Annotated in this window: 24 protein-coding genes and 2 pseudogenes; 16 read left to right on the top strand and 10 right to left on the bottom strand. The window is 63.4% G+C overall.

Going from position 1 to position 25,961, the window contains the following annotated elements; translation table 11 throughout:
- Positions 1-222 precede the first annotated feature (222 nt).
- Entirely contained in the window at positions 223-2,109 is a 1,887-nt protein-coding gene (locus AWB83_RS26425) for an amidohydrolase (RefSeq protein WP_087048566.1), read from the bottom strand.
- The gene (locus tag AWB83_RS26420; RefSeq protein WP_087048565.1) at positions 2,106-2,396 is read right to left on the bottom strand and encodes a XapX domain-containing protein; all 291 of its coding nucleotides are present in this window, start codon (positions 2,394-2,396) and stop codon (positions 2,106-2,108) included. Before AWB83_RS26420 ends, AWB83_RS26425 begins: the two co-directional genes overlap by 4 nt.
- Before the next feature lie 515 nt (positions 2,397-2,911).
- On the opposite strand from AWB83_RS26420, the gene AWB83_RS26415 reads away from it, so the two are divergent.
- Entirely contained in the window at positions 2,912-3,607 is a 696-nt protein-coding gene (locus AWB83_RS26415) for a hydrolase (protein WP_087048596.1), read from the top strand.
- 251 nt (positions 3,608-3,858) lie between these two features.
- Here the strand turns inward: AWB83_RS26415 and AWB83_RS26410 are convergent, their stop codons facing one another.
- The gene (locus AWB83_RS26410; RefSeq protein WP_087048564.1) at positions 3,859-4,779 is read right to left on the bottom strand and encodes a LysR family transcriptional regulator; all 921 of its coding nucleotides are present in this window, start codon (positions 4,777-4,779) and stop codon (positions 3,859-3,861) included.
- 176 nt (positions 4,780-4,955) lie between these two features.
- On the opposite strand from AWB83_RS26410, the gene AWB83_RS26405 reads away from it, so the two are divergent.
- From AWB83_RS26405 to AWB83_RS26375, 7 genes are all read left to right on the top strand, one after another.
- Entirely contained in the window at positions 4,956-5,609 is a 654-nt protein-coding gene (locus AWB83_RS26405) for a hydrolase (protein ID WP_087048563.1), read from the top strand.
- 87 nt (positions 5,610-5,696) lie between these two features.
- On the top strand, positions 5,697-5,996 hold the full coding sequence (locus AWB83_RS26400) for a XapX domain-containing protein (protein WP_167389171.1): 300 nt from the start codon (positions 5,697-5,699) through the stop codon (positions 5,994-5,996).
- On the top strand, positions 5,993-7,885 hold the full coding sequence (locus AWB83_RS26395; protein ID WP_087048561.1) for an amidohydrolase: 1,893 nt from the start codon (positions 5,993-5,995) through the stop codon (positions 7,883-7,885). Before AWB83_RS26400 ends, AWB83_RS26395 begins: the two co-directional genes overlap by 4 nt.
- Position 7,886: 1 nt before the next feature.
- The gene (locus AWB83_RS26390; protein WP_087048560.1) at positions 7,887-8,333 is read left to right on the top strand and encodes a DoxX family protein; all 447 of its coding nucleotides are present in this window, start codon (positions 7,887-7,889) and stop codon (positions 8,331-8,333) included.
- Between the two features lie 24 nt (positions 8,334-8,357).
- Complete coding sequence (locus AWB83_RS26385) at positions 8,358-9,257, top strand: VOC family protein (RefSeq protein WP_087048559.1); 900 nt, start codon at positions 8,358-8,360, stop codon at positions 9,255-9,257.
- Between the two features lie 98 nt (positions 9,258-9,355).
- Positions 9,356-10,069 carry a YoaK family protein gene (locus AWB83_RS26380; RefSeq protein WP_087048558.1) on the top strand — a complete coding sequence of 238 codons (714 nt, stop codon included), beginning with the start codon at positions 9,356-9,358 and terminating at the stop codon, positions 10,067-10,069.
- 138 nt (positions 10,070-10,207) lie between these two features.
- Positions 10,208-11,668 (top strand): alginate export family protein, encoded by a 1,461-nt coding sequence (locus AWB83_RS26375; protein ID WP_087048557.1) that lies wholly within the window; start codon positions 10,208-10,210, stop codon positions 11,666-11,668.
- Positions 11,669-11,723: 55 nt separating this feature from the next.
- On the opposite strand, the gene AWB83_RS26370 is transcribed toward AWB83_RS26375, so the two are convergent.
- Positions 11,724-12,605 (bottom strand): LysR family transcriptional regulator, encoded by an 882-nt coding sequence (locus tag AWB83_RS26370; RefSeq protein ID WP_087048556.1) that lies wholly within the window; start codon positions 12,603-12,605, stop codon positions 11,724-11,726.
- 355 nt (positions 12,606-12,960) lie between these two features.
- On the opposite strand from AWB83_RS26370, the gene AWB83_RS26365 reads away from it, so the two are divergent.
- From AWB83_RS26365 to AWB83_RS26345, 5 genes are read left to right on the top strand one after another with little or no spacing between them, the layout of a single operon-like run.
- Entirely contained in the window at positions 12,961-14,058 is a 1,098-nt protein-coding gene (locus AWB83_RS26365; protein WP_087048555.1) for a porin, read from the top strand.
- Between the two features lie 20 nt (positions 14,059-14,078).
- Positions 14,079-14,297 (top strand): DUF3311 domain-containing protein, encoded by a 219-nt coding sequence (locus tag AWB83_RS26360; protein ID WP_087048554.1) that lies wholly within the window; start codon positions 14,079-14,081, stop codon positions 14,295-14,297.
- Positions 14,294-15,772, top strand: coding sequence for a sodium:solute symporter family protein (locus AWB83_RS26355; RefSeq protein ID WP_087048553.1), 1,479 nt, complete (start codon positions 14,294-14,296; stop codon positions 15,770-15,772). Before AWB83_RS26360 ends, AWB83_RS26355 begins: the two co-directional genes overlap by 4 nt.
- 5 nt (positions 15,773-15,777) lie before the next feature.
- Positions 15,778-16,974: an amidohydrolase family protein gene (locus tag AWB83_RS26350; RefSeq protein ID WP_087048595.1), complete on the top strand. Its 1,197-nt coding sequence runs from the start codon at positions 15,778-15,780 to the stop codon at positions 16,972-16,974.
- A 32-nt stretch (positions 16,975-17,006) separates the two neighbouring features.
- The gene (locus AWB83_RS26345) at positions 17,007-18,458 is read left to right on the top strand and encodes an amidohydrolase family protein (protein WP_087048552.1); all 1,452 of its coding nucleotides are present in this window, start codon (positions 17,007-17,009) and stop codon (positions 18,456-18,458) included.
- A 42-nt stretch (positions 18,459-18,500) separates the two neighbouring features.
- On the opposite strand, the gene AWB83_RS26340 is transcribed toward AWB83_RS26345, so the two are convergent.
- Positions 18,501-19,337 carry a bifunctional allantoicase/(S)-ureidoglycine aminohydrolase gene (locus AWB83_RS26340; protein ID WP_087048551.1) on the bottom strand — a complete coding sequence of 279 codons (837 nt, stop codon included), beginning with the start codon at positions 19,335-19,337 and terminating at the stop codon, positions 18,501-18,503.
- A 20-nt stretch (positions 19,338-19,357) separates the two neighbouring features.
- Positions 19,358-20,593 (bottom strand): amidohydrolase family protein, encoded by a 1,236-nt coding sequence (locus tag AWB83_RS26335; protein ID WP_087048550.1) that lies wholly within the window; start codon positions 20,591-20,593, stop codon positions 19,358-19,360.
- A gap of 287 nt (positions 20,594-20,880) precedes the next feature.
- Between AWB83_RS26335 and AWB83_RS26330 the strand changes: the two genes are divergently transcribed.
- Complete coding sequence (locus AWB83_RS26330; protein ID WP_087048549.1) at positions 20,881-21,090, top strand: DUF3311 domain-containing protein; 210 nt, start codon at positions 20,881-20,883, stop codon at positions 21,088-21,090.
- A gap of 10 nt (positions 21,091-21,100) precedes the next feature.
- A complete protein-coding gene (locus AWB83_RS26325) occupies positions 21,101-22,504 on the top strand; it encodes a sodium:solute symporter family protein (protein WP_087048548.1) in 1,404 nt (467 codons plus the stop codon).
- Between the two features lie 550 nt (positions 22,505-23,054).
- Here the strand turns inward: AWB83_RS26325 and AWB83_RS26315 are convergent.
- The 4 genes and pseudogenes from AWB83_RS26315 to tauA form a co-directional block, all read right to left on the bottom strand.
- Positions 23,055-23,975 (bottom strand): ABC transporter permease subunit, encoded by a 921-nt coding sequence (locus tag AWB83_RS26315; RefSeq protein ID WP_374729142.1) that lies wholly within the window; start codon positions 23,973-23,975, stop codon positions 23,055-23,057.
- Entirely contained in the window at positions 23,921-24,577 is a 657-nt protein-coding gene (locus AWB83_RS26310) for an ATP-binding cassette domain-containing protein (protein ID WP_244197895.1), read from the bottom strand. The genes AWB83_RS26315 and AWB83_RS26310 overlap by 55 nt, the downstream gene beginning before the upstream one ends.
- A pseudogene (locus AWB83_RS37360) lies at positions 24,478-24,699 on the bottom strand (ATP-binding cassette domain-containing protein); the annotation flags it as partial. The pseudogene AWB83_RS37360 and the gene AWB83_RS26310, both read right to left, overlap by 100 nt.
- Positions 24,696-25,613 (bottom strand): annotated as a pseudogene (gene tauA, locus AWB83_RS26305) (taurine ABC transporter substrate-binding protein); the annotation flags it as partial. The pseudogenes tauA and AWB83_RS37360, both read right to left, overlap by 4 nt.
- Positions 25,614-25,629: 16 nt before the next feature.
- Between tauA and AWB83_RS26300 the strand changes: the two are divergent.
- Positions 25,630-25,905, top strand: a complete 276-nt coding sequence (locus AWB83_RS26300; protein WP_244197894.1) for a carboxymuconolactone decarboxylase family protein — start codon at positions 25,630-25,632, stop codon at positions 25,903-25,905.
- The last annotated feature ends 56 nt before the right edge of the window (positions 25,906-25,961 follow it).

Here is a 25,961-nt window from a genome sequence, read left to right as displayed (position 1 = left end):
GATAGCCTTGCCACGACAGCCGACGCTAAAAGGCCAATTTTGGCCGATATACCGGCTGGCGGTGAAAAGGCAGGACTTCCAGAGATCTTTCCGTGATCGATTGAATAGCCCACGACTGCAATCGCCCGCGGCAACGGACTGTCATGCCGTCGTGCTGACCGCCGCGAGCAACGTGCAAACGATTTTCGGTCAGGCCTTGCAAGACGCTTTGCTGGCCGCTCGTCAAACGGCCCAGCACGAGCAACCCAGCGCACCCCAGAAGCTCTTTAGATCGGACGCCGGCACGCTTTTCGACCACGCTCGCGCGTGCCCGTGACCATGCACGCCGCAGGCGCTCGCACACCCGCAGGCCTGCGCGTACTGGCTGCGCTGCAACGGCGTGCCTTCCGCCGCGCCCCATCCTGCATAGCCGCCATACGCACGCACGGGCGACCAGTCGGGCATCGCGGGCGGAAGCGGCGCGTCATGATCGGCGAATGGACCCGCCGCATAAACGATCTTGCCGCCGACGATGGTCAGCACGGCAGTGGTATCGGCGATATCGGACTCGGGGCAGCTCAGGTAGTCGCGGTCCGGCACGACCAGGTCAGCGAGTTGCCCCGTCTGGATGCGGCCTTTTTTGCCTTCTTCGTTGGAGAACCACGTGACGTTCTCTGTCCACATGCGCAGCGCAGTCTCACGGTCCAGACAATTGCGCTGCGGATAGATGCGCAGTCCCGCGAGCGTCTTGCCCGTGACGAGCCACGAGAGCGCGACCCACGGGTTGTAAGAGGCAACCCGTGTCGCGTCGGTGCCCGCCGATGTCTTCACGCCCTTCTCCAGCATGCGCGCAACGGGTGGCGTCGCCTCGGCCGCCGCCGCGCCGTAACGCTCGACGAAGTACTCGCCCTGATACGCCATCCGATGCTGCACGGCAATGCCGCCGCCGAGCGCCGCAATCCGGTCGATCGACCGTTCGCTGATCGTCTCCGCATGATCGAAGAACCAGTTCAGTCCTGCGAGCGGAATATCGCGATCGACCTTTTCGAAGACATCGAGCGCGCGGCTGATGGTCTCGTCATAGGTCGCATGCATTCGCCAGGGCCACCGGTTTTGCGCGAGCACACGGACGACTTCCTCCAGGTCGCCTTCCATGTCCGGTCCCATATCGGGGCGCGGCTGGCGGAAGTCTTCGAAATCCGCTGCCGAGAACACGAGCATCTCGCCCGCGCCGTTATGCCGGAAGTAATCGTCGCCCTGCTTGTATTTCGACGTGCGCGTCCAGTTCAGAAAGTCTTCCTTCTCGCTCTTGGGTTTCTGCGTGAAGAGGTTGTAGGCGAGGCGGATCGTCAGCAGTCCTTCGTCGGACAGCTTCTGGATGACTTCATAGTCCTCCGGGTAGTTCTGAAAGCCGCCGCCCGCGTCAATCGCGCCCGTTACGCCAAGCCGGTTCAGCTCACGCATGAAATGGCGCGTCGAATTGATCTGATAGTCGAGCGGCAGCTTGGGGCCTTTTGCAAGTGTCGCGTACAGGATGCCGGCATTCGGCTTGGCGAGCAGCAGGCCCGTTGGATTGCCTGTGGAGTCGCGCACGATTTCCCCTCCAGGCGGCGCCGGTGTGTCCTTCGTATAGCCGACCACTCGCAGTGCAGCGCCATTCAGCAAGGCCCGGTCATAGAGATGCAGGATGAAGACAGGCGTATCGGGTGCAACGGCATTCAGTTCCTCGATGGTGGGAAGACGCTTCTCGGCGAACTGATGCTCGGTGAAGCCGCCGACGACCCGCACCCATTGCGGCGGCGGCGTGATGGCCACCTGACGCTTGAGCATCTCCATCGCGACAGCGAGCGAGGGCACGCCGTCCCAACGCAATTCCATGTTGAAGTTCAGGCCGCCTCGAATAATGTGCAGATGGTTGTCGATCAGACCGGGCAAGACGCGGCGGCCCTGCATGTCGATCACGGTCGTCGCATCGCCCGCGAGCGGCAGGATCTCCGTGTCGTCTCCCACGGCGCTGAAACGGCCCTCGCGTATTGCGACAGCCGTTGCTTCGGGCTTGCTTCTGTCGAGCGTCGTAAAGCGGCCGTGATGAAGAATCAGATCAGGCATATCGCCAGCGCGATTGCTCATGAGCGTTGCTCCGGTGAATTATCGGCGGCAGTGGACGACGGGTTTCCGGCCTGACGTCCGGGCAATGAGCCGAACATATGCTGGGTGCACTTCGACTCGCTCCATGCAGTGTGGAAGCCACTGCCCGACAGCATCTGCTTCGCGACTGGAATGATCTGCTCGCCACCAAGAATGCCGAGCAGCCCGACAAGGGCGACGAGCGGCGGAGCCGGAGATCGCACGTTGATCAGACTGTAAATCACACCAACCAGTACTCCTGCAAGCAAGGAGAATAGATAGAGTTTCATTGGCTCGTATTCCTGTTGTTCAAGCGTCGTGCGAGAGCGTCGCAACGCAGCGATTGGTAGGAAACGTCGACAACGGGTCGCCACGCATGTTGGCGGAAAGATGAGAAAGAACGCGCAATCGTCATCTGGCCTTTGACGGTTATATGCACGGATGCATTGTTCCGTCGTTCCAGTGACTGCCGGCACGCGAAAGAGTATCGGGTTTGAAGCGCAATGAAAAGAGCTCGTGAAGTACTTTCTAAAGCGTGCACTTTTTGGAATCGAATCTATTCGATTTCTTTGGTACCAATTTTTCTTCTTATGCGTTAAAGAGGAAATGCGGGGGATGTTTTTGATCAAGTCATCTTTTTAGATAACATCCGAATCAGGTTTCAAAACTCGAGAATCATGTCGTACACTCCGAAGCGCGTTGGCCATGCGGAAGATCATTCGGGCCGACGACAGCGATCTGTCTTGCCGGAATGCTGGCGGCAGAGCGGTTCTTCACTTCCATCGAAACGCGAGCGGATAACATCATGAGTAATCCAAATCTTGAAGTACTGACGCCCTCCAACTGTCAGATCATCTTCATCGATCAGCAACCACAGATGGCATTCGGCGTTCAGTCGATCGACCGCCAGGTACTGAAGAACAATGTTGTCGGCTTGGCAAAAGCGGCGAAAGTATTCAACATTCCCACGACGATCACGACGGTGGAAAGCGAGAGCTTTTCTGGCTACACCTACCCGGAATTGCTGGATGTATTCCCCGGTCATCCGCTGCTCGAGCGCTCGTCGATGAACTCCTGGGACGATCAGAAAGTGCGTGATGCGCTGGCTAAGCACGGGCGCAAGAAAGTTGTCGTCTCCGGCTTATGGACCGAGGTCTGCAATAACACGTTTGCGCTATGCGCAATGGCAGAGGGCGGTTACGAAATCTACATGGTTGCAGACGCGTCGGGCGGCACCTCGAAGGAAGCCCACGACTATGCGATGCAGCGCATGATTCAGGCGGGCGTGGTGCCGGTGACGTGGCAGCAGGTCCTGCTCGAATGGCAGCGCGACTGGGCTCACAGGGACACTTACGACGCCGTGATGGCGATCGTCAAGGAACATTCGGGCGCATACGGCATGGGCGTCGATTACGCATACACGATGGTCCACAAGGCGCCTCAGCGCGTGAAGGACAAGCACGAAGTACTCGCGCCCGTGGCGGCGTCCGTAGCGAGGTAGGCATGCGAATGACGCGGCGATGACGCGAGGGAATGGCGGGCCCGGTGCGCCCGGCGCTTTCTGTTCGCTCATGCTTGCCGGTCAAGGGAGAGAGCGGGGTAACGCAGCCGTGGAATCAGCGCGGCTGCGGCTGATCGCAGTGATATCTGAGACGACGGAGGATGAGCCGGATGACTCGGCGGATCGTGTCGACGGGCAAGCGCATGCAAGGAGCGATAGCTTGCGCTATCGCCTTCTGCATTCAGGTGAAGTCATTCTTCGGCGTGCGCCCAAGGCGCGTTCGCAAGAGAGTCGACGAGATAGTCCAGCAGCGCCGTTACTCGCGCGGGCCTGAGAATGCCGGGCGGCGTGATCAGATTGAGGTGAACCCTCGCGATCTGCCAGTCGGGCAGGACTTCCTCCAGTTCGCCTTCGGACAGCGCATCCCAGACGACGAACTCCGGCTGCAGCGCCATACCGTGTCCGGCAAGCAGCGCCGGGCTGATGGCGTCCGCATTGTTGCTGCTGATCCTGCCCTTCACGGACACCACGTATTCTCCTTCCGACTCGTGGTGAAAGCGCCACTGGAACGGCGTCGGCAGATTGGTGTAGATCAGGCACGCATGGTCCACGAGGTCCTGTGGATGCTTCGGCCGGCCGTGACGGCGCAGATAGTCCGGGCTGGCGACGAGCGGCCGGCGCACCGCGCAGAGCTTGCGTGAACGCAGCGAGGAGTCCGGTAGTTCGGCGATACGCAACGCCACGTCGAAGCCCTCGGCGACGACGTCGATCAGCGTATCGGTCAGCGACAACTCGATGTTGACGTCGGGATAGCGGTTGAGAAATTCGGGAATCAGCGGCGTCAGATACTTGAGGCCGAACGACATCGGCGCGGTGACGCGCACCGTGCCGTGCGGCGTGAGTGCTTGCGCGGACGCCTCGGCCTCGACCGCTTCGCCTTCGTTCAGGATGCGGACAGCGCGTTCCAGAGCCATCACGCCCGTCGGCGTCAGTGACAGGCGGCGCGAGGTCCGATACAGCAGCGCTGTGCCGAGTCGTTGCTCGAGACGCGCAATAGCTTTCGATACGGTGGGCTGCGACATGCCAAGCGACTCGGCCGCTTTGGCAAACGAACCGAGATCGGAAACGCGGGCGAATATGGCCCAAGCTTCAAGATCGGGAAGAGGGTGCATGAAAATCAGAATGGAATCTATTCGATCCATTCTATTTATTAGGTTGAGGAGGTCCAATATTATCGCTTCTCCGCGATCGGCGTTTCAGGTGCTCCCGTGAATCTCGAGTGCACCCCCAACGCGGAACGGTCTTCATCACGCAACGTCACGTTTGCTGATTCAACCTGGAGAACACGATGCCTCAAGCTCAAGCCAAGCCTGGAAAACTGCTGCTTTCGCCGTCCGATCACACGCTGATCATGATCGATCACCAGTCGCAGATGGCCTTCGCGACGAAGTCGATCGATCTTGTCTTGTTGCGCAATAACGCGGCGCTCGTGGCCAAGGCCGCGAAGGAGTTCTCGGTCTCGACCATTCTGACCACGGTCGCCTCGAAGACTTTCTCCGGCCCGATCTTCGATGAGATCAAGTCGGTGTTCCCGGAAGCGGACATCATCGACCGCACGTCGATGAATACGTGGGAAGACCAGCGCATTGCCGATCGCGTCAATGCAATCGGCAAGCCGCGCATCGTTTTCGCGGGTCTGTGGACGAGCGTGTGCATCGTGGGCCCGGCGCTGTCCGCGCTCGATCAGGGTTTCGAAGTGTATGTGATCGCCGACGCATGCGGCGACGTCACCGACGAAGCGCATGAGCGCGCGATGGAGCGCATGGTGCAGGCGGGCGCGCGTCCGATGACCTCGCTGCAATACCTGCTCGAACTGCAGCGCGACTGGGCGCGCAGCGAGACGTACACCCAGACGGTCGCCACGTCGGTCCAGCACGGCGGCGGCTACGGCCTCGGCCTGATCTATGCGAAGACGATGTTCGGCGGCAGCGAAGGTCACTGATCGACCTCGCGCAACAGTGGCGAGGCTGGCGCGTTCGCGCGCCGGCCGCCGTTTTCATGATCCGACGACGCGACCCGAGGTGAGTCGATAAAAATGTATCTGTTGTCACTGGGCGCCGGCGTTCTGGTCGGCGTCATCTACAGCCTGATGAACGTGCGTTCGCCGGCGCCGCCGCTCGTCGCGCTCGTCGGCCTGCTCGGCATCCTGGGAGGCGAGCAGATCATTCCCGTCAGCAGGCATCTTCTTTCGGGCTCGCCGCTTTCGACGGCATGGCACGAAGCGCGCGGCGCAGCGCACATGCTCGGCATGCTGCCGGGGCGTCATGCCGTCGAGCAGACCAGCCGCGAGAATGCCGATCGTGCCGATATCAAGGAAAACCGTTCATGACCGTATCTGCAACCGCCCCTGACCTCATCCTGCACAACGGCCGCTTCACCACGCTGAACCGGGCGAACCCGAGCGCGAGCGCAGTCGCCATCAAGGACGGCAAATTCGTGTCCGTCGGTGACAACGCCGACGTGATGCCGCTGAGAGGTTCCGCGACGAAGGTGATCGACCTGAAGGGACGCTCCGTTCTGCCGGGACTCATCGACAACCACACACACGTCGTGCGCGGCGGCCTGAACTTCAACATGGAATTGCGTTGGGACGGCGTGCGCTCACTCGCCGACGCGATGAACATGCTCAAGCGCCAGGTGGCCATCACGCCGCCCCCGCAATGGGTGCGCGTGATCGGCGGCTTCACCGAGCAGCAGTTCGTCGAGAAGCGGCTTCCGACGCTGGAGGAGCTGAATGCCGTTGCACCGGATACGCCCGTCTTCATCCTGCATCTCTACGACCGCGCGTTGCTGAACGCCGCGGCGCTGCGAGTGGTCGGCTATACCAAAGACACGCCGGAGCCTCCTGGCGGACAGATCATGCGCGACAGCGACGGCAACCCGACGGGTCTGCTTCTCGCCAGGCCGAATGCGTCGATCCTGTACGCGACGCTGGCGAAGGGGCCCAAGCTGCCGTTCGACTATCAGCTCAATTCGACGCGCCATTTCATGCGCGAACTGAACCGGCTCGGCGTGACGAGCGTCATCGACGCAGGCGGCGGCTTCCAGAACTATCCCGAGGATTACGAAGTCATCCGCAAGCTCGCGGACGACGGGCAGATGACCGTGCGTCTCGCCTACAACCTTTTCACGCAGAAGCCTGAGGCGGAGAAGCAGGACTTCCTGAACTGGACGAAGACGTCGAAGTACAAGCAGGGCGACGATTACTTCCGGCATAACGGCGCGGGCGAGATGCTCGTGTACTCGGCGGCGGACTTCGAGGACTTCCGCGAGCCGCGGCCGGACATGCCGCCGCAGATGGAAGGCGAGCTGGAGGAGGTCGTGCGCATTCTCGCCCAAAACCGCTGGCCCTGGCGAATGCATGCGACCTATGACGAGACCATCAGCCGCGCGCTGGATGTCTTCGAGAAGGTCGACCGGGACATTCCGCTCCATGGCATCAACTGGTTCTTCGATCACGCCGAGACCATCTCCGAGCGTTCGATGGACCGTATCGCGGCGCTTGGCGGAGGCGTGGCGGTGCAACACAGAATGGCCTATCAGGGCGAGTATTTCGTCGAACGCTACGGCGCGGCGGCAGCCGAAGCGACGCCGCCCGTCGCGCGCATGCTCGAGAAGGGTGTCCGCACGTCGGCGGGTACGGATGCCACACGCGTTGCGTCGTATAACCCGTGGGTGTCGCTCGCGTGGCTCGTGACGGGCAAGACGGTCGGCGGCCTGCGCCTTTACCCGCAGCGCAATCGCCTCGACCGCGATACGGCGCTACGGATGTGGACCGAGAAAGTCACCTGGTTCTCCAACGAGGAAGGCACGAAAGGCCGGATCGCGGTCGGCCAGCTCGCGGATCTGATCGTTCCCGACCGCGACTTCTACGCGTGCCCCGAGGACGAGATCGCCGGCACGGTCTCGGATCTGACGATCGTCGGCGGCCGCGTCGTCTATGGCGGCGGAGCGTTCGCTCATCTCGACGACAACGCGCCGCCGTCCGCGATGCCTGACTGGTCGCCCGTGCGTCGCTTCGGAGGCTTTGCCGCGTGGAAGGATTCGAAGGGGGAAGGCGAGGCTTCGTTGCAGCAGATGGCGGCGGCATCGTGCGGCTGCTCGAGCGGGTGCGCGGTCCATGGCCACGATCACGCGCGCGCCTGGTCGAACAAGGCGCCGGCGTCCGATCCGCGCTCGTTCTGGGGCGCGCTCGGCTGCGCCTGCTGGGCGGTCTGACATGAGCACGGGCGCACAAAAGAATCCTCGCTGGATCGCTGCGGTTCTCGCGGAGCCGTGGGTGCTGATGCTCATACGCACGGCGCTCGTGTCCGCCTATGTCATCGGCGGGCTCGCCAAGCTCGCGAACTTTCACGCCGCGGTCCTCGAGCAAGAGCATTTCGGGTTGCACCCGGGATGGCTATGGGCAGCGCTCGCGATCGTCGTCGAGCTTGGCGGATCGGCCTGCGTGATCGCCGATCGCTTCGTGTGGCTGGGCGCGGGCGCGCTCGCCGCATTGACGGCCGTGGCGATGTTCGTCGCGAACGACTTCTGGAACCTGACTGGCAACGCGCACTTTTTCGCGTTGAACGCCTTTTTCGAGCACCTTGGACTCATCGCTGCGCTCGTCATGGCCACATGCCTCGCCGGCGTCAAACATTCTTCCGGCCATGCCGGTGTTCAATAAGAACCTTAGAGGACCATCACCATCATGCGTACCCTCCGCTCCCTGATTGTGACGACGCTCGTTGCCGTCGGTCTCGCCGCATCGTCCGTTGCGTCCGCGAAACCGGCGGCGAGTCCGCCACTGTCCGTCGGACCGCAATATGACACCACGCACGTCTACGTCGCGCCGGACGACTTCGACAAATTCACCGACAGCTTCGTGGCGACCTTCGGCGGTCACAAGTCGCAGCAAGGCGTCTTTCAGGTGACGCCCACGCCGAGCCAGACGATGTCGCAACTCGTCTTCACACCCGTCGGCACGATCTCCGTGTTCGGCTTCAAGACGCCTGTTCCATATCCGTTCGGCAACGAGCGCACGGGATACCTCGTGACCGACATGGATGCGGCCGTGAAGTCGGCGAAGGCGCACGGCGCGGACGTGACGGTCGCAACGTTCCCGGACCCGATCGGACGCGACGCGATCATCGCGTGGCCCGGCGGAGTCAACATGCAGCTTTATTGGCACACGCAGGCGCCGAACTATGATTCGCTGCAGACCGTGCCGGAAAACCGCGTCTACGTGTCGCCGGAGCGCGCCGATGCGCTGATCCGCAACTTCGTGGCATTCTCGCGCGGTAAGGTTGTCTCCGACGATCGCAAGGCGCCCGGTGTCGAGATCGGCCGGCCTGACGATACCTATCGGCGCGTGCGTATCGAATCGGGCTTCGGCAAGATGACGGTGCTTGCGACGGACGGCCATTTGCCCTATCCGTTCGGCCATGAGATGACCGGCTACGAAGTGGCGAATCTGAACGACACCCTGCAGAAGGCGAAGGCGGCAGGCGTCACGGTGCTGGTCCCGCCGTTCACTTCGGACAAGCGTGAAGCGGCAGTCGTGCAATTCCCCGGTGGCTACATTGCCGAGATTCATGCAGCGGCGCAGTAGGCGCAGTGTGGGACGACGCGACATGCGATGCGTGTGCGATGCGCGAGGAGATCTGCCGCGGTCGGCTCTGATGTCATCCCTGGGACGGGAGATGATCGATGAAATCTGAAGACAGTGTGCTCGCCGCCATCGCAGGCTATGTGGATACGCTCAGCTTCGTCGCGCTGTTCGGGCTGTTTACCGCGCACGTCACGGGGAACTTCGTGCTGATCGGAGCCGAGGCCGCGGGCTTCGGCCAAGGCGTCTTCATGAAGCTGATGGCGTTCCCGGCATTCGTTGCCGGCGTGGTCGTCAGCAGCGTGCTCGTGAAGAGCATGGGATCGGCGACGCCCAACCGTGCCGCATGTCTACTCTACGCCGTGCAGGCGGCCCTCATGCTGGCCTTTTGCGTGGCCGGCGTCGGCGCGTCGCCCGTCGTTCAGTCGGACAGCGCGTCCGTCGTCGTCTGCGGGATGGTCGGCGCGGCGGCCATGGGCGTGCAGAACGCGCACGGCCGGCTCGTCGCGCGTGCCGGCGTGCCCAACACCGTGATGACGGGCAACGTCACACAGGCCGTGCTCGATGCGATCGACATTCTGTCGCCGGCGGCGCCCGCCGACGCGAAGGCCGTGGCGCGAACGCGTCTGGGCAAGATGCTGCCGGCGATTCTCGCGTTCGCTGCGGGCGCGACTGCCGGGGCGCTCGCGTATCGGCATGTGGGCTTCTGGGCGCTGCTGCTGCCGTTCGTCGTCCTCGTGTGGCTTGCGATCAACGCGCGCCGCGGACAGACGGACATGACAGCTCACGCACCTGCGGCGGACGCAAGGAAATAGTCGGAGCAGCCCCTGCCAGACCGCTCATCGCGGCAGTTCGCCCGCTTCACTGGACGGCGGGTGCGAACTGCATTTCGAATATGCGCTGAGGAATGTCGCGCGCATCGTATTGCACCCCATTCTCGACACGGAGACACTATGACGCGTGTGTGGCCCAGGCCGTTCGCACGTACGGATGCTGTTTCGTACCTTTCCATTTTCGTGGCCGGCCTGGCACTGGCGCTGAGCGGCAGCGCACGGGCGACGGAGGAAACGGCATCCGCCGATACGACCGCCGCCGCGTGCACCGCGAAGCGGCCAGTAGTGCTGTTCAACCGCTGGCAGGAAGACTGGTCCGTATTGGCGGACAAGTGCGTGCGCCGGCAGCCGCTCGACAGCCTCAAGTACATTCCGCTCGGCGGCGATCCGGATTCGTACCTGTCGCTCGGCGCCAATCTGCGCGAGCGCCTCGAAGTCAACGACGCGCCGCTCTTCGGCATCGGCACGGGACATTCGGATACTTATCTGATACAGCGCGCGCAGGTCAGCGCCGGTGCGCACATCGGCCCATACCTTCAGTTCTTCGCGCAGCTCGAAGATGCGAGGCCGTTCGGCAAGGATGCGGTGTCGCCCGTCGACAAGAATCCGCTCGACCTCGAGCAGGCCTTCGTGGCGTGGGTGAGTCCGCTGGGACCCGGCACGGTGAAATTCCGCATCGGCCGCCAGGAAATGGCGTTCGACTTGCAGCGCTTCATTTCCGTTCGCGACGGCCCGAACGTGCGGCAGGCGTATGACGCGATCTGGGCGGATTACGAGTACGAGAAATGGCGCTTCATCGGCTACGTGACGCAGCCCGTGCAGTATCGCGACGTGACCGCGTTCGACGACGTGTCCAACCGGCACCTCACCTTCAGCGGCGTGCGCTTCGAGCGGCAGGGCGTCGGACCCGGCGATCTCTCGGGGTACTACTCGCGGTACAACCGGTCGAATGCGCGCTTTCTCGATGCGACGGGCGACGAGCACCGCAATGTCTTCGACCTTCGCTACACGGGCAAGGTCGGCCGCGTCGACTGGGATGTGGAATCGATGTACCAGTCTGGGCATGTCGGCAACAAGACCATCGGCGCGTGGGCCGTTGGCTCGCTCGCGGGCTATAGCCTCGATCTTCCGTGGAGTCCGCGCGTGGGCGTGCAGATCGATGCGGCGTCGGGCGACCGGCATCCCGGCGATGGACGGGTGGAGACGTTCAACCCGCTGTTCCCGAACGGCTACTACTTCACGCTCGCAGGCTACACGGGGTATGCCAACCTGATCCATGTCAAGCCTTCCATCACGCTCAAGCCGACGAGCAGGCTCGCGCTGCTCGGCGCGCTCGGATTCCAGTGGCGCGAGACGACCGCGGACGCCGTGTATCAGCAGGCCAATGCCGTGGTGCCCGGAACGGCCGGGCATGGCAGCCGGTGGACGGGGATGTACGTGCAATTGCGTGCCGACTGGACCATTGCGGCGAATCTGATCGGTTCCGTCGAGGCAGTGCACTTCCAGGTGGGCGACTCGATTCGCGAAGCAGGCGGCAGCAATGCGGACTACGTTGGCGTCGAACTGAAGTATGGATGGTAGCTACCGTGCGCTCCGTCAGCATATGACAGGCTGCCTACGACGGATACGGGACGAGCTATCGACGCTGCGGCCCGAACATGCGCGACAGCGCATGCCCGAGTTCCTTGACGACGGCGTCGGCGGTCGGGCGATGCAGCAGCGCGATATCCATCGTTTCGATCGAGGGCAGCCCGCTCTTCGGCGTCAATACGACGTGATCCGGCGTGACGGCGCGCGCGGGAAGCAGGCTGATGCCGAGGCCGTCGGCAACGGCGGCCTGGATGCCGCTCAGGCTCGAACTGATGAAACTGATACGCCAGCGCCGTCCGAGACTTTCGATCGCATTGGTCATGTCGTCGCGGTACAGCCCGCGCGGCGGGAACGCGACGAGCGGAATGGGATCGAGCTGGATCGAGGGGTTTTTTGCACTGTCGATCCACCTCAGCTGCTCGGGCCAGCACGCGACGGCCTCGCGGCTGTTGCGCCGCTGCTTCACGAGGATCAGGTCGAGATCGCCGCGATCATAGCTGCTGCTCAGGTCGCGGCTCAGTCCGCTCGTCACTTCGAGCTTCACCTGCGGGTGCTTGCGATTGAACGCCGCGAGCATATGGGTCGTCGGGCCGCCGACGAAGTCTTCGGGTACGCCGAGCCGTACCGTCAGACCCACCATCGCACCCGATAGCGCTTCGATCATTTCATCGTTGAGCGCTAGCATCCGGCGCGCGTAGGCGAGCAGTGTTTCTCCCGCATCCGTCGGCGTCACGTCGCGGCTGCCGCGCGCGAGCAGCTTGTGTCCCGCCATGTCCTCCAGACGCCGCACTTTCTGGCTCACGGTTGACTGAGTCGAATGGAGCCGTGCGGATGCCGCGGTGAACGTGCCGCAATCGGCCACCATGACGATGGCCTTCAGCAGATCCAGGTCGAACAGCGGTGTGCGCGCCTTGGGAGCGTGTTTCATCGAGCAATTTGATCCTTGTGCGGACACCGACTTCTATCACGCATGACGAAGATCGGCAATCTCGCATCGACCGCGCAATCGGTGCCAGGCGACCGCACGAGTGCCGCCGGAACCATTCGATTTTCAACTGACATCGATTCATACATTTAATTTTTGAATGCGGGGCGCGATGGATAACATCGAGCGACGTTGAATGCGGTGGTGTATGTCCACGCTTCGACGTCAGACAGAAAAGGCTCGAATGCGGGCGAGCAACGGCACGACGCCGCAGCCAGGAAGGCCGAAGCAACGCCCCATGACGCGACCAGGCTCGGAGACACGTATGACAAAAACGCAAATCGGAAGCAATTGGAGGATGCCGCTCATCGCCTTCGGCGCGGGCACGATGCTGGCAGGCACGGCGGGCGCGCAGTCCAGCGTCACGCTGTATGGAATCGTCGATGCAGGCGTGACCTACACGAATAACCAGCAAGGCCATTCGGCATGGCAGGCGACGGCCGGCAACGAGTCCGGGCCGCGCTGGGGGATGCTGGGAACGGATGATCTGGGTGGCGGCCTGAAGGCGAGCTTCCGGCTGGAAAACGGCTTCAACCTCGAAAACGGCGTGGCCGGGCAGGGTGGCCGGATGTTCGGGCGGCAGGCCTGGGTCGGCATGGGCAGCGACAGGCTCGGCGTGGTGACCCTCGGCCGCCAGTACAACACCGTTCAGGACATCCTTGGCGCGATGCAGATCAGCAGCACGCTGGTGCAGTATTCGACCCATCCGTTCGACAACGACGACATCAACAATACGTTCCGCACGAACAATGCCGTCAAGTACGTTTCGCCGAGCGTGGCCGGTTTGCAGGCGAACCTGCTGTACGGCTTTTCGAACGCGACGGGCTTTTCCGACAACAACAGTTGGAGCGCGGGCCTCACGTACACGCGCGGACCGCTCAACGTCGGCGCGGCCTACGCGCGCATGAATCGGCCCGCAAGCAGCACGGTGGGCGCGGTTGCGTCGGACAACTACTATGCGTCGACAGCCGCGGTCTTCGGCACACGCCTCGCCGACGCGACGCGCCAGCAGATCTGGGGCGGCGGCGCGACCTACGCATTCGGTCCCGCGACGCTCGGGCTGCTCTACACCGGCACCGACTTCAACATGGCGGCGGGTGGCGCGCTGCGCTTCGGAAACTATGAAGGCAGCGTGCGCTATTCCCTGAGCCCCGCGCTGACAGCGGCGCTCGGCTACACCTATACCCAGACGTCGCAAGGCGACACGAGCGGACACTATCACCAGGTCTCGGCCGGTCTTCAGTATCTGTTGTCCAAGCGCACCGACGTCTATATCAACGGCCTTTATCAGAAGGCCTCGTCGGGCATCGGTCACGCATGGATCGACGGCATCGCCGCGCCGTCGTCGACGACTTCACAGCTGGCGTTCGTCGCCGGGCTGCGGCAGAAATTCTGACCGGACATGCAAAGGACCCCATGAAACTTCGCTTTCTACTTGCCGCGCTGCCATTCATCGGCATCTATTCGGGCGGCACGCTTGCCGCCCATACACCGCTCCTGTTGGGCGTGCCGTCTCTGCTCGTGTGGAACCTGTTCTGGATGGCCGCGACGGCCGCCATCCTCGCCTTCATCTACTACCTCGACAGCCGCGACGAAGCGGCGCGCGCCGGCGAACCCACACGAGGCGAACAATGAACGCCGCCCTGATCGTCATCGTACTGTTCGCGATCTTCGCGCTCGCCGTCGGCCTCCATGCGCGTCGCGGCAAGACGCTCAGTCTCGAACAGTGGGCCGTCGGCGGTCGCGGCTTCGGCTCGCTGCTCACCTTCCTGCTGATGGCGGGCGAGGCATTCTCGACCTTCTCGTTTCTCGGCGCGAGCGGCTGGACCTTCAGCAAGGGCATACCGGCGTTCTACATCCTGTCGTACGGCTGTCTCGCGTACATATTCGGCTATTGGATGCTGCCCGCCATCTGGCGCTATGCGAAGGACCACGGGCTCGTATCGTTCGCCGATTATTTCGCCTCGAAGTACGACAGCCGTGCCGTGGGCGTGCTGGTGTCGGTGGTGGCCGTGTTCGCGATGGTGTCGCTGCTCATCATCCAGCTGCGCGGGCTCGGCATCATCGTCTCCGAGATGTCGTATGGTCTGATCTCGCAGAACACCGCCATCTGGATCAGTGCGATGCTGATGGTGGCGTACATGACCATTTCCGGCATCCACGGCTCGGCGAATATCGCGATCTTCAAGGATGTGCTGATCCTCGCCCTCGCGATCTTTCTCGGCACCTATTTGCCGCTGCACTATTTCGGCGGCTTTGGCGAGATGTTCGCGCGGATCGAGGCCGTGCATCCCGAGCTGCTGCGCATGCCCGAGCACGGTTTCAATCTGAGCTGGTATAACTCGACACTGCTGCTGACGTCGCTCGGCTACTATCTGTATCCGCACGGCTTCACCGCCGTGTACGTGGCGCGCGACGCGTCCGCGCTGCGCAAGAACACGGTGCTGATGCCGCTCTATCAGGTGCTGATCGCCTTCCTGTTTCTCGTCGGCTTCGCCGCCGTGCTGACCGTGCACGGGCTGGAAGGCGCGCAAACCGATCTCGCGCTGCTGCGCCTCGTCAAGCAGACGTTCCCGCCGTGGTTCGTCGGCATCGTCGGCGGCGCGGGTCTGCTTACGGCACTGGTGCCGGGTTCGCTCATCATGCTCAACGCGTCCACGACGATTGCGCGCAACATCTACCGCGAAGGCTTCGCGCCGCAGGCCAGCGACAGGGAGGTCGCGCGCGTCGCCCGCATCGCGCTGCCGCTCTTTACGCTGGTCGTCGTGTATTTCGTGCTGCGCGGCGGGGCAACCTTCGTGGCCCTCGCAATCTTTTCGTCGAGCCTCCTGACGCAACTGGTGCCGATGCTCGCGTCGAGTTTCCTGAAGCGCCCGTTCGGCACGCGCGAAGCGGCATTCGGCGGCATCATCGCGGGCGGTATCGTGCTCGGACTGGTGAACTGGGGCGGCATGACGCTGGCTTCCGTTTTCCCGAACGCGTCCGTTGCCTTCACGTCCATCAACACGGGGCTCGTCGCGCTGTTCGCCAACGCGGTAGTCTTCATCCTGATCAGCGCCGTGCAACGCACGCTGCGGGCCCGTATCGCCACTTCCGTCGAATCGGCATGACCACCATGACTCGCGCCCTACATCTCTTCAACGTCCGGATGGCGGACGGCCAGCGGGTTTCCGTATCGGTCGCGGACGACCATATCGAGGCGCTCGGGCCGCAAGCCGCCGCGCCGGCCGGCACGATCGTCGAAGACGGTGGCGGCGCGTTGCTGCTGCCGGGCTTCGTCGAAGGACACACGCATATCGACAAGAGCAACTGGGGCCGGCCCTGGTATCGCAACGAGGTCGGACCGCTGCTTACGGATCGCATCAGCAATGAGCGCGAATGGCGCAGGACGTCGGGGCACGATGCGGCCGCGCAGTCGCTCGCGCTGTCGCGCGCATTCGTGCAGGCAGGCACGACCCGGCTGCGCACGCATGTCGACGTCGATACCGATGCGCGCCTGCGCAATCTCGAAGGCGTGCTCGCCACGCGGCAGACGATGCGCGACGTGCTGGACATGCAGATCGTCGCGTTTCCGCAGTCGGGCATGCTGGTCCGGCCCGGCACGGTCGAACTGTTCGCCAGCGCGCTCGCCGAAGGCGCCGACGTGCTGGGCGCGCTCGATCCCGCGCTGATCGACGGCGATCCGGTCGCATCGCTGAACGCGACCTTTGCGCTTGCGGAACGCTCTCGCAAGCCCATCGATATCCATTTGCACGAGCCCGGTGCAGTCGGCGCATTCACGCTGAAACTGCTGCTCGATCGCGTAGAGGCGCTGGGCATGCAAGGACAGGTCGTCGTCAGTCACGCGTTCTGCCTTGGCGCGTTGCCGGAACGCGAGCGCGACGCGCTGCTCGACCGGATCGCGCATCTGCGTGTCGCGCTGCTGACGAGCGCGCCGCCTTCGCGCACCGTTCCGCCGCTCAAGATCTGCCGGGACAAAGGCATCACCATGTTCGGCGGCAACGACGGGATTCGCGACACCTGGTCTCCGTACGGCGTGCCGGACATGCTCGAACGCGCGATGCTGATCGGCCTGCGCTACGACTTGCGGCGCGACGACGATCTGGCGCTGGCATTCGACTGCGTGAGCGAGGCGGCCGCGCGCGGATGCGGTTTCGCGGACTATGGCCTGCGCGTCGGCGCACGCGCGGACCTCGTGCTGGTCGATGCGCAAACCGTCGCACATGCGGTTGTCGCACGACCGAAGCGCAGGCTGGTGGTGGCGAACGGACGTATCGTCGCGCGTGACGGCGAGTTGGTCGACGTCGCATAAGCGTGCGCGCGCCTCACGAGAAAAGACATCATATGAACGAACAGGAACACGTCGACACACTGATCCAGCACGGCTGCGTGATCACGCTCGATCCCGCGCGCCGCGTCATCGAGGATGGCGCGGTGGCGGTGAAGGGCGATCGCATCGTCGCCGTTGGAGAGACGATCGCGCTCGCGCAGCGATACCGGGCGGCGCGCGTGATCGATGCGCATCGCAAGGCGGTGCTGCCTGGCCTGATCGACGCGCACGCCCATGCCGGGCACGCGATGCTCAGAACGATCGGCGGCGCGGACGGCGAAGCATGGACGGCGGCGTGCGAAGCGATCTATACCCGCGCATCGGACGAAGCCTTCTGGGAAATGGAGTCGCACCTGGCGGCGCTCGAGCGCCTGAAAGCGGGCGTGACAACAGGTGTGTCTCTGCTCGGAGGCGGCGATTCGATCATGCGTGTCGACGATCCCGTGTATGCGCGGCGTCACTGCGACGCGGTGGTCAGAACCGGCACCCGCTCGATCGTCGCGGTCGGCCCCTCGCGTCCGCCCGAGCCCCGCGCGTACACCCGTCACGGTGCGAACGGCGCCGTGACGCGCGACGTCGATTTCGAACGGATGTACGACGTTTGCAAGGACATCGTCGATGCCTGCCATCGCGACGCCGATGACCGCATCCAGATTGCGCTGACACTGCCCGTCTATGCTCCGGAGCACTACCCGGCCGTCGCCGCATACGAGCACGACTATCGCCGCGAGGCGGAGCGATATGCGGCATTGGCCCGCGAACGGGGCTTGAGGATGACTCAGGACGGTCATCGCGCGGGCACGCTCGATTTCGCGCATCGCGAGTTCGGACTGCTGAACGCGAAGTCGTTCATGTCGCACGCCATCGATCTGACGGAAGCGGATATCGCCGCGTGCATCGAGACGGGCGCTTCGATCGTGCACAACCCGAGCGCGATCATGTCGATCATCGGGCGGTGCCCTGCGCCGGAACTCATCGATGCGGGCGTGACCGTGGCGATCGGCTCGGATGGCGCGGCACCCGACCGGGGCTACGACATGTTCCGCCACATGTGGCAATGCATGCACTACCATCGGCGTCATTTCCGCGACCCGAACGTCCTCCCGCACGGCAAGGTTCTCGAGATGGTGACGATCGATGCAGCCAAGGCGCTGTCGCTCGACGAGGAGCTGGGTTCGCTCGAAGCGGGCAAGCTGGCCGATATCATTCTGGTGGACCTGTTCAAGCCGCATCTGATGCCGATGAACATGCCCGTCTATCGCGTGACCTGCTTCGCGAATGCGGGTGACGTATGCATGACGATGGTCGGCGGCAAGATCCTGATGGAGGATTACCGCGTGCTGTCGATCGACGAAGGGGAGATACTCGAGCGCGTGTCGGCGGTTGCGGACCGTACATTCGAGCGTGCCGGCCTGCGGCATCTGCTGGACGCGCCGCCGACCCTGTGGCAGCGCAGCCATTATTGAAAGCGCGCGCCTGGACGGAAGGCGCGCTTTCCCGTTGCGGCTTTATCTCGGTGCGTTGAGCGTCAGCTTCATGTGCCGGTTGACATCCTTGTACAGGAGATAACGGAAGCGGTCCGGTCCGCCCGCATAGCAGGCTTGCGGGCAGAAGGCACGCAGCCACATGAAGTCGCCGGCTTCGACTTCGACCCAGTCCTGGTTCAGACGATAGACCGCTTTGCCTTCCAGTACATATAGGCCGTGTTCCATCACGTGTGTCTCCGCGAACGGGATCACCCCGCCAGGCTGGAACGTGACGATATTCACGTGCATGTCGTGGCGCATGTCGTTCATGTCGACGAAGCGCGTCGTCACCCAGTGGCCGTCGGTGCCGGGCATTGGAATCGGCTTGATGTCCTGCTCGTTCTTCACGAAGGCTTCGGGCAACGGCACGCCATCCACGGCTTCATAGTGCTTGCGAATCCAGTGGAAGCGCGCGGTGTCGTCGCTGCGATTTCGTAGCTGCCAGTCCGCGCCGGGCGGAATGAACGCATAGCCGCCGGCCTTCAGAACGTGCGCGCGGCCGTGCAGCGTCACTTCGATTTCGCCCTCCACGACAAAGAGCACGCCTTCGGCTTTTTCGTCCTGCTCGGGACGCTCGCTGCCGCCGCCGGGGCCCACTTCCATGATGTATTGCGCGAACGTTTCGGCAAACCCGGACAGCGGACGCGCCAGCACCCACAAACGGGTCTTGTCCCAGAACGGAAGATGGCTGGTGACGATATCCCTCATCACGCCTTTGGGGATGACGGCATATGCTTCGGTGAACATCGCGCGGTCCGTCAGCAGTTCGGTCTGTGCCGGATGGCCGCCGCGAGGCGCGTAGTAAGTGGTGCGTGACATGCAACCCTCTCCGTAGTGGTTCACGTTGTGATTTCCCGGGCGGCGCCATGGCGCAATCCGGTGCTGCTGGACTTGAACTGCGAACGGGACGCGTCGCCCCGGAACTTCCCGCCTCGGACGATGGCCCGCTCTCCCGGCACGGCCGCGACGGCGGCAGCGGCGTTCGGCGCCTTGATGACGACGAAGGTCGCCTCGTTGCCGACCTTCAGTCCGTAATCGTCTTTTCCTAGCACGGCCGCGCCGGCTTCAGTCGCCATGTGCAACGCGACGAGCAGTTCGTCATCGGTATAGAAGCCCGAGCGGTAGCCGACGAGCATCGCTCTCTGCAACATGTCGCCGTTGCCATAGGGCCACCAGGTATCCTGAATGTTGTCGTTGCCGGTGAACACGCGCACGCCCGCTGCGCGCAGTCGCAAGATCGGCGGGAACGCGCGGTCGCCCGGCGCGTTCGTCATGATCGATACGCCGGCTTCCGCAAGCGCCGCGGCGGCCCGGTCGACCGCCTCGGGCGCGACGTCGCCCAGTCCGTATGCATGGCTCACCGATACCCTGTCATGCATACCCGACGCCTTCGTCCGCGCGGCAATGCGATGTAGCTGATCGATGCCTTGCTGTCCCGCTTCGTGCAGGTGGATGTCGATCTTCACGCCGCGCTTTTCCGCAATGCCGAAGATGATGCGGAGCTGACCTTCGGCGTCGCCATCCAGCGTCGTTGGATCGATGCCGCCCACGACTTGTGCGCCTTCGCGCGCAGCCGCGTCGAGAATGTCCGCGGTGCCCGGGCAGGAGACGACGCCCGCCTGCGGGAACGCCACGAGTTCGATGTCCATGAGGCCGCGCCACTTTTCCCGCGCCCCCATGACGGCGTGCAGATGGGTCAAACCCGTCGTCGCATCGACGTCGACATGACTGCGCATTGCAACGGTGCCGAACGATGCGGCCTGGCGGATCAGTGCATCGGCGCGCTCGGCGATGGGAAGCGCGGAAGCAAGCTCCTCTTTTTCGATGGCGAGGCGCTGACGCAGACTGGCAACGGGCCGGTGAGGGTGCCAGCGATCGCCGACGAAGCTCTTGTCCAGATGAATGTGCCCATCGACGAAGCCCGGCAGGACCAGGTGTCCTGCGAGATCGATGACCTCTGCGCTACCGGTGTCAGGACATTGCGGACCGATACTGGCAAAACGGCCGTTCTTTTCGGCAAGATTCAACGGATTGCCGTCAGCGCTCACGGCGTTGACGAATACGCGGTCAAACATGTTTCTGCCTCAGGAAATCAGGACCGTTCCAACGCGTCCTGATTCCGTTGCGGCATGGCGTTGCATGGTCCCCGGTGGATGGACCTGTACACCATATCGGAGACTCTCCGTATCCACAAATTAAATGTTGGAATGCGCGATAGTGGGTTTATCAATACCTCTGAGGCTTCGTGAATCGTGAAATCGGTGGACTCATCGATGAGCCGCATCTGGCACTAGCGGGCAAAAAATGAGTGATGCACGCTCCAACGCGTACTCATAAATTCATCACGAGCACGGAGACAACAATGTTGAAATTCTTGATCGGTATCGGAGTTCCATATGCCGGCGTGATCGGGCTCTTGCCGTGGATCGCCTCCCTCGACTGGTACGTGTTCGGTGTGCCGCTCCTCTATGCGTGGATCTTTTCGTGGTTCGTACTGACTTCCGGCTGCTTGCTGATCTGCTGGCGAGTGTTCGACCGCGACGCGGGCAAGCCGGCCGTGCAAATACACTGAGGAGACGATCATGGCAACAGCGGTTTTTCTTGGCTTCATCGCCTTATCGCTGTATCTCGCATTGCGTTCGAAGAGAGGATCGAGCAAGCAGGACGTGCACGATTTCTTCGTGGCTTCCGGGCAGTTCGGCGCGTGCCTGGTGTTCTTTCTGACCGCGGGCGAGATCTACAGTATCGGTACGATGGTCGGCTTCCCCGGTGGAATCTATGCAAAAGGCCCGACCTACGGTATCTGGTTTCTCGGGTACATTCTGCTGGCCTACCCGCTGGGCTATTTCATAGGACCGAAGATATGGGAGGCCGGCAGGCGCTACAACGCGATCACGTTGCCGGACCTTTTCAAGGGCTACTACAACAGCCGCACGCTGGAATTGCTGGTCGCGGCTACGGCGATTCTCTTTCTGCTGCCTTGGGGAGAATTGCAATTCACCGGCTTGATGGCGGCATTCAAGGGGCTGGGCTGGAAACTCGATCCCATCTATCTGACGCTCATCGCAGCGCTGCTGGCGTTCGTCTACATCACGATTTCCGGCGTGCGATCGTCGGCGTATATCGCCGTGCTCAAGGATATTCTGATGGTCGTCGCGATCGTCGTCACCGGTGTTGCAGTCGCCTCGCAAGCGGGTATCGCGCATGTGTTTCATGCTGCCAGCCAGCACGTGAGCAACACGATGAATACGCGGCAACTGACGTTCTCGATGAGCACCATGCTGTTTCAGGCGCTCGGCTTTTACATGTTGCCCGTGGGCGTGCAGTTCTTCTTCACGGCAAATAGCGGCGACACCATTCGGCGCACGCAGATGGCCATGCCCCTGTACATGCTGATGTACCCGTTCCTCGTCCTGGCATCGTACTATGCGCTGAGTCAGAGTCTGCATCTGGGATCGCCCAATGAGGCGTTCTTCGCCGCCGCTACACGGCTCTTGCCCGATTGGGTGCTGGGGCTCGTCGCGGCCGCCGCGTCGCTCTCGGGTCTGCTGGTGCTGGCGGGCCTGTGCCTTGCCATCGGTCCGATCGTCACGCGTAACCTGCTGCCTCACATGCCCGAGAACAGGCAGAAGCGCGGCGCCAAATTCGTGATTGCATTCTATCTGCTGGTGTCGATCGTGATGACGCTTTCCCTGCCCAATCTGATGCTGACGCTGGTCAATACCACGCTTTACGGTGTGACGCAGTTTTTCCCCGGCGTACTGATCATTCTGTTGTCGCTCAAGGTCCGTGCATCTGCGGTAGCGCTAGGGATTGCGGCAGGCCAACTGCTGGCGATCAATCTGTATGTCCGGGATGTCGATCTGGGCGGGTTCAACCTGGGACTACTTTGTCTGGCGGTGAACGTGCTCGTGATTGTTCTGGCGAACGTCGCGGGCAAACTCGTCTTCGTGAATGCGTCAAGGCATCCGTCGCCGGGTGGCTGACTTTGAAGCCTTGCAGTGCGAGGGCGAATCCATCGTGGAAAGTCGCGCGGTAGACGTGATCCGGTGTCCGTCGAGAGACTGGCACCGGCATGGCGCTTCACCGGCGACGTCGATGACTCAAATATTTCTGCCAGACCGTGCGTCGCGTGATGCTTCCGCGATGCAGTACCGCCTGCCGGCAAGAAACACCGCGAACGGCAGTATTGCCAGGACAGGAAGCCAGTGCAAGGCGGCCTGAAGACCGAACCCGTCCGCTGCAGCACCGGTCAGGAAGGGGCCTGCCGCAAGACCCGGGATATTGTTGAAGAGCGTCGGTGTCGCAAACGCCGAACCGTGACGCCCATGGACCAGCGCCAGCCAAAGTGAGTCGCGACGATGCCGGAGAGCGAGACGCCGAGCACGGATCCGAATGCGGCGGCGGAGGTGAAGCCTCCCGCAATGCTGGAGCGCCGCGAGGCTGGTTCGCGCGGCATGAGGTGAATCGCGTGCGGCGGCATCGCGCTAAGCCGCACGCTTGAGCGCATTGCGGATGCCGTCGACGACGTCCGCGCTATCGCCCTTTCCACGGCACGAGGCGCCGCTCGAGCACGCGCATGCCGAAGTCGAAGATCCATGCAATCGCGCCGATCAGCACGATGCCCATCACGACGACGTCGGTGCGCAGGAAGCTCGACGCGTTGAGCACCATCTGTCCGAGTCCGGCCGTGGCGGCGACCATCTCCGCCGCGACGAGCGTCGTCCAGCCGAAGCCGACGGCGATGCGCAAGCCCGTCAGAATCTCCGGCAGCGCGGCGGGCAGCACGACATGCCGCACCACCTGGCGGAAATTCGCGCCGAGCGACCACGCCGCGTTCACCTGCTCCGCCGTCGCGCTGCGCACGCCCGCGCGCGCCGCCATCGCGATCGGTGCGAAGCACGTGAGCCAGATCACGACGATCTTCGCGGTCTCGTCGATGCCGAACCAGATCACGACGAGCGGCAGATACGCGAGCGGCGGCAGCGGACGATAGAACTCGAGCGGCGGATCGAGCACGCCGCGCGCAATGTGGCTCACGCCCATCAGAATGCCGACCGGAACGGCCGTGACCACCGCGAGCGCAAAAGCGCCGAACACGCGGATCGCACTCCATAGCAAATGCTCGGAGAGCGGCAGACCGCCCTGAAGGCGTCCGTGGATCGCATCGAGGAACGCGCGCCACACCGCATCGGGCGAGGGCAGAAAGAGCGGCGGCACCCAGTGGAAATGCGTGGCTGCCCACCAGAGCAGCGCGATCGCCATGACGCATAGCGTGCTCGGCACGGCGGTCGGGCCCGCGCCGGGCATGCCGCGATAGCGCGGGCGGCGTGGCGGGCGCGAGGGCTGTGCGGAGGACGCCTGCCTTGCGCGAAGCACAGGCGCATCGTGAGTGCGGTCGTTCACACGGCCTCCGCGACAGGGCGATGCAGGCGCCGCGTCAGCCGCTCGCGCCATTCGATGAACGCGGGCGACGACTTGACCGCGCGCGCATCGCGGTTGCGAACGTATTCGCGCGAGAACGGCAGTTCATGCACTTCGTCGATGCGGCCGGGACCGGGCGTCATGAGCACGAGCCGCGTCGCCAGAAAGAGCGCTTCCTCGACGCTGTGCGTGATGAAGAACACGGTCTTGTTCGTGCGCGACCAGACATCGAGCATGAGCTCCTGCACGCTTTCGCGCGTGAGGGCATCGAGCGCGCCCATCGGCTCGTCCATCAGCAGCACTTCCGGATCGCTCGCGAGCGCGCGCGCAATGCCCACGCGCTGCTGCATGCCGCCCGACAGCGCGTAGACCTTCGCATGCTCGTACTGCGCGAGGCCGACGAGCGCGAGCGTGCGGCGCGCGATCTCGCGGCGCGCGTCGCGCTTCACGCCGCGAAGCGCAGGCCGAGCGCGACGTTGTCGACCACGTCGAGCCAGGGCATCAGCGCATATTTCTGGAATACGACACCGCGTTCCGCGCCCGGCCCCGTGATCGGCTCGCCATTGAGCGACGCCACGCCTTCGGTCGGATCGAGAAAGCCGGCGAGGCAATTGAGCAGCGTGGTCTTGCCGCATCCCGATGCGCCGAGCGCGACGACGAACTCGCCGCTGCCGATCTGCAGATCGACGCCTTGCAGCGCCGGCGCGCTCGCGCCTTCGTACGTCACGCCGAGATTGCGGATGGCAAGCGAGGTCATTTCGCGGCCTGTTGCACGAAGCGCGGATCGACGCCGGTCGAATAATCCGCCAGCACGTTCTGGATCGTGCCCTGCTGCTTGAGGAATTGAGCGGTGGCCGTGAGCGATTTCGCCGCGCCCGACTGCCTGCCGCCGCCGAGCCAGGTCGGCGATGCCTGTTCGCTCGCGCTCGGGAAGGCGTAGAGCGCCAGGCTCGCGGGCACGTCCGCGGGCGCCGCGCCGGATTCCTGCGCGACCGCCTGCACCTCTTTCGAGTCGACCGTCCACGCCGCCTTGTTGTTGCGGTATTGCGCATCGGTATCGGCGAGCACCTTGACGAGACCGGTGAGGAACGCGGGGTTGTCCTGCGCGAACTTGCGCGATGCGACGAAGCCGTCGAACGTCGCCTTGCCGGTCTCTTTCGCGACCTCGCCGGACGTGATCAGCACACGGCCGTTCTGCTTGGCCTTCGCGAGCACCGGATCCCAGATATAGGTCGCGTCGATGTTGCCGCGCTCCCACGCGGCGGCGACTTCCGGCGGACGCAGATTGACGATCTTCACCAACGACGGATCGACGCCCGCCTGCTGCAACGCGACGAGCGCATGGAAATGCGACGTCGACACATACGGCACGCCGAGCGTCTTGCCCTTCAGGTCGGAGAGCTTCGTTACGCCCGAGCCGTTGCGTGCGACGAGCGCTTCGGCGTCGTTGATGTTGTCGAGAATCCAGAAGAGCGACAGGTCGACGCCTTGCGAGAGGCCGGCCGCGATCGGGCTCGAGCCCGCTTCACCCACCTGGATCGAGCCCGAAGCGAGCGCGCGGATCACGTCCGCGCCGCTGCCGAGGTTGCGGTAGATGACCTTGTAGCCGGTGGCCTTCTCGACGGCGCCGTTGGCCTGCGCATAGCGCCACGGCACGACCATGTCCTGATAGCCGCTCGGCGACACCGTGCGCGCGCAGCGCATCGCGCAGGGCTTTCATCATGTGCGCCTCACGCTGAAGGAAGCCGCGCTAGCCGAGATTGCCGAGCGCCTCACGCGCGATGCGCCGGGCATTCGCGAAGAGGATCTGCAGGGGCTGCGCACGATCGGATTCACGCCGCAAGCCGTGACGGAAGTGCTCGAAATCTCGGCGTTCTTCAGTTACGCGAACCGCCTGACGATCGCCTTGAACGTCGTGCCGGACGATCAGTTCTTTTCCGGGCGCGATCTCCGGCCCGCGTGACGTCGCGCACCGCGGACGAGCCTTACTCGAAGCTATATCCAAAGACAAAAAAGTCA

This window comes from Caballeronia ptereochthonis (assembly GCF_001545075.1).
GTDB lineage: Bacteria > Pseudomonadota > Gammaproteobacteria > Burkholderiales > Burkholderiaceae > Caballeronia > Caballeronia ptereochthonis.
This window is presented reverse-complemented; position numbering and strand designations above follow the sequence as displayed.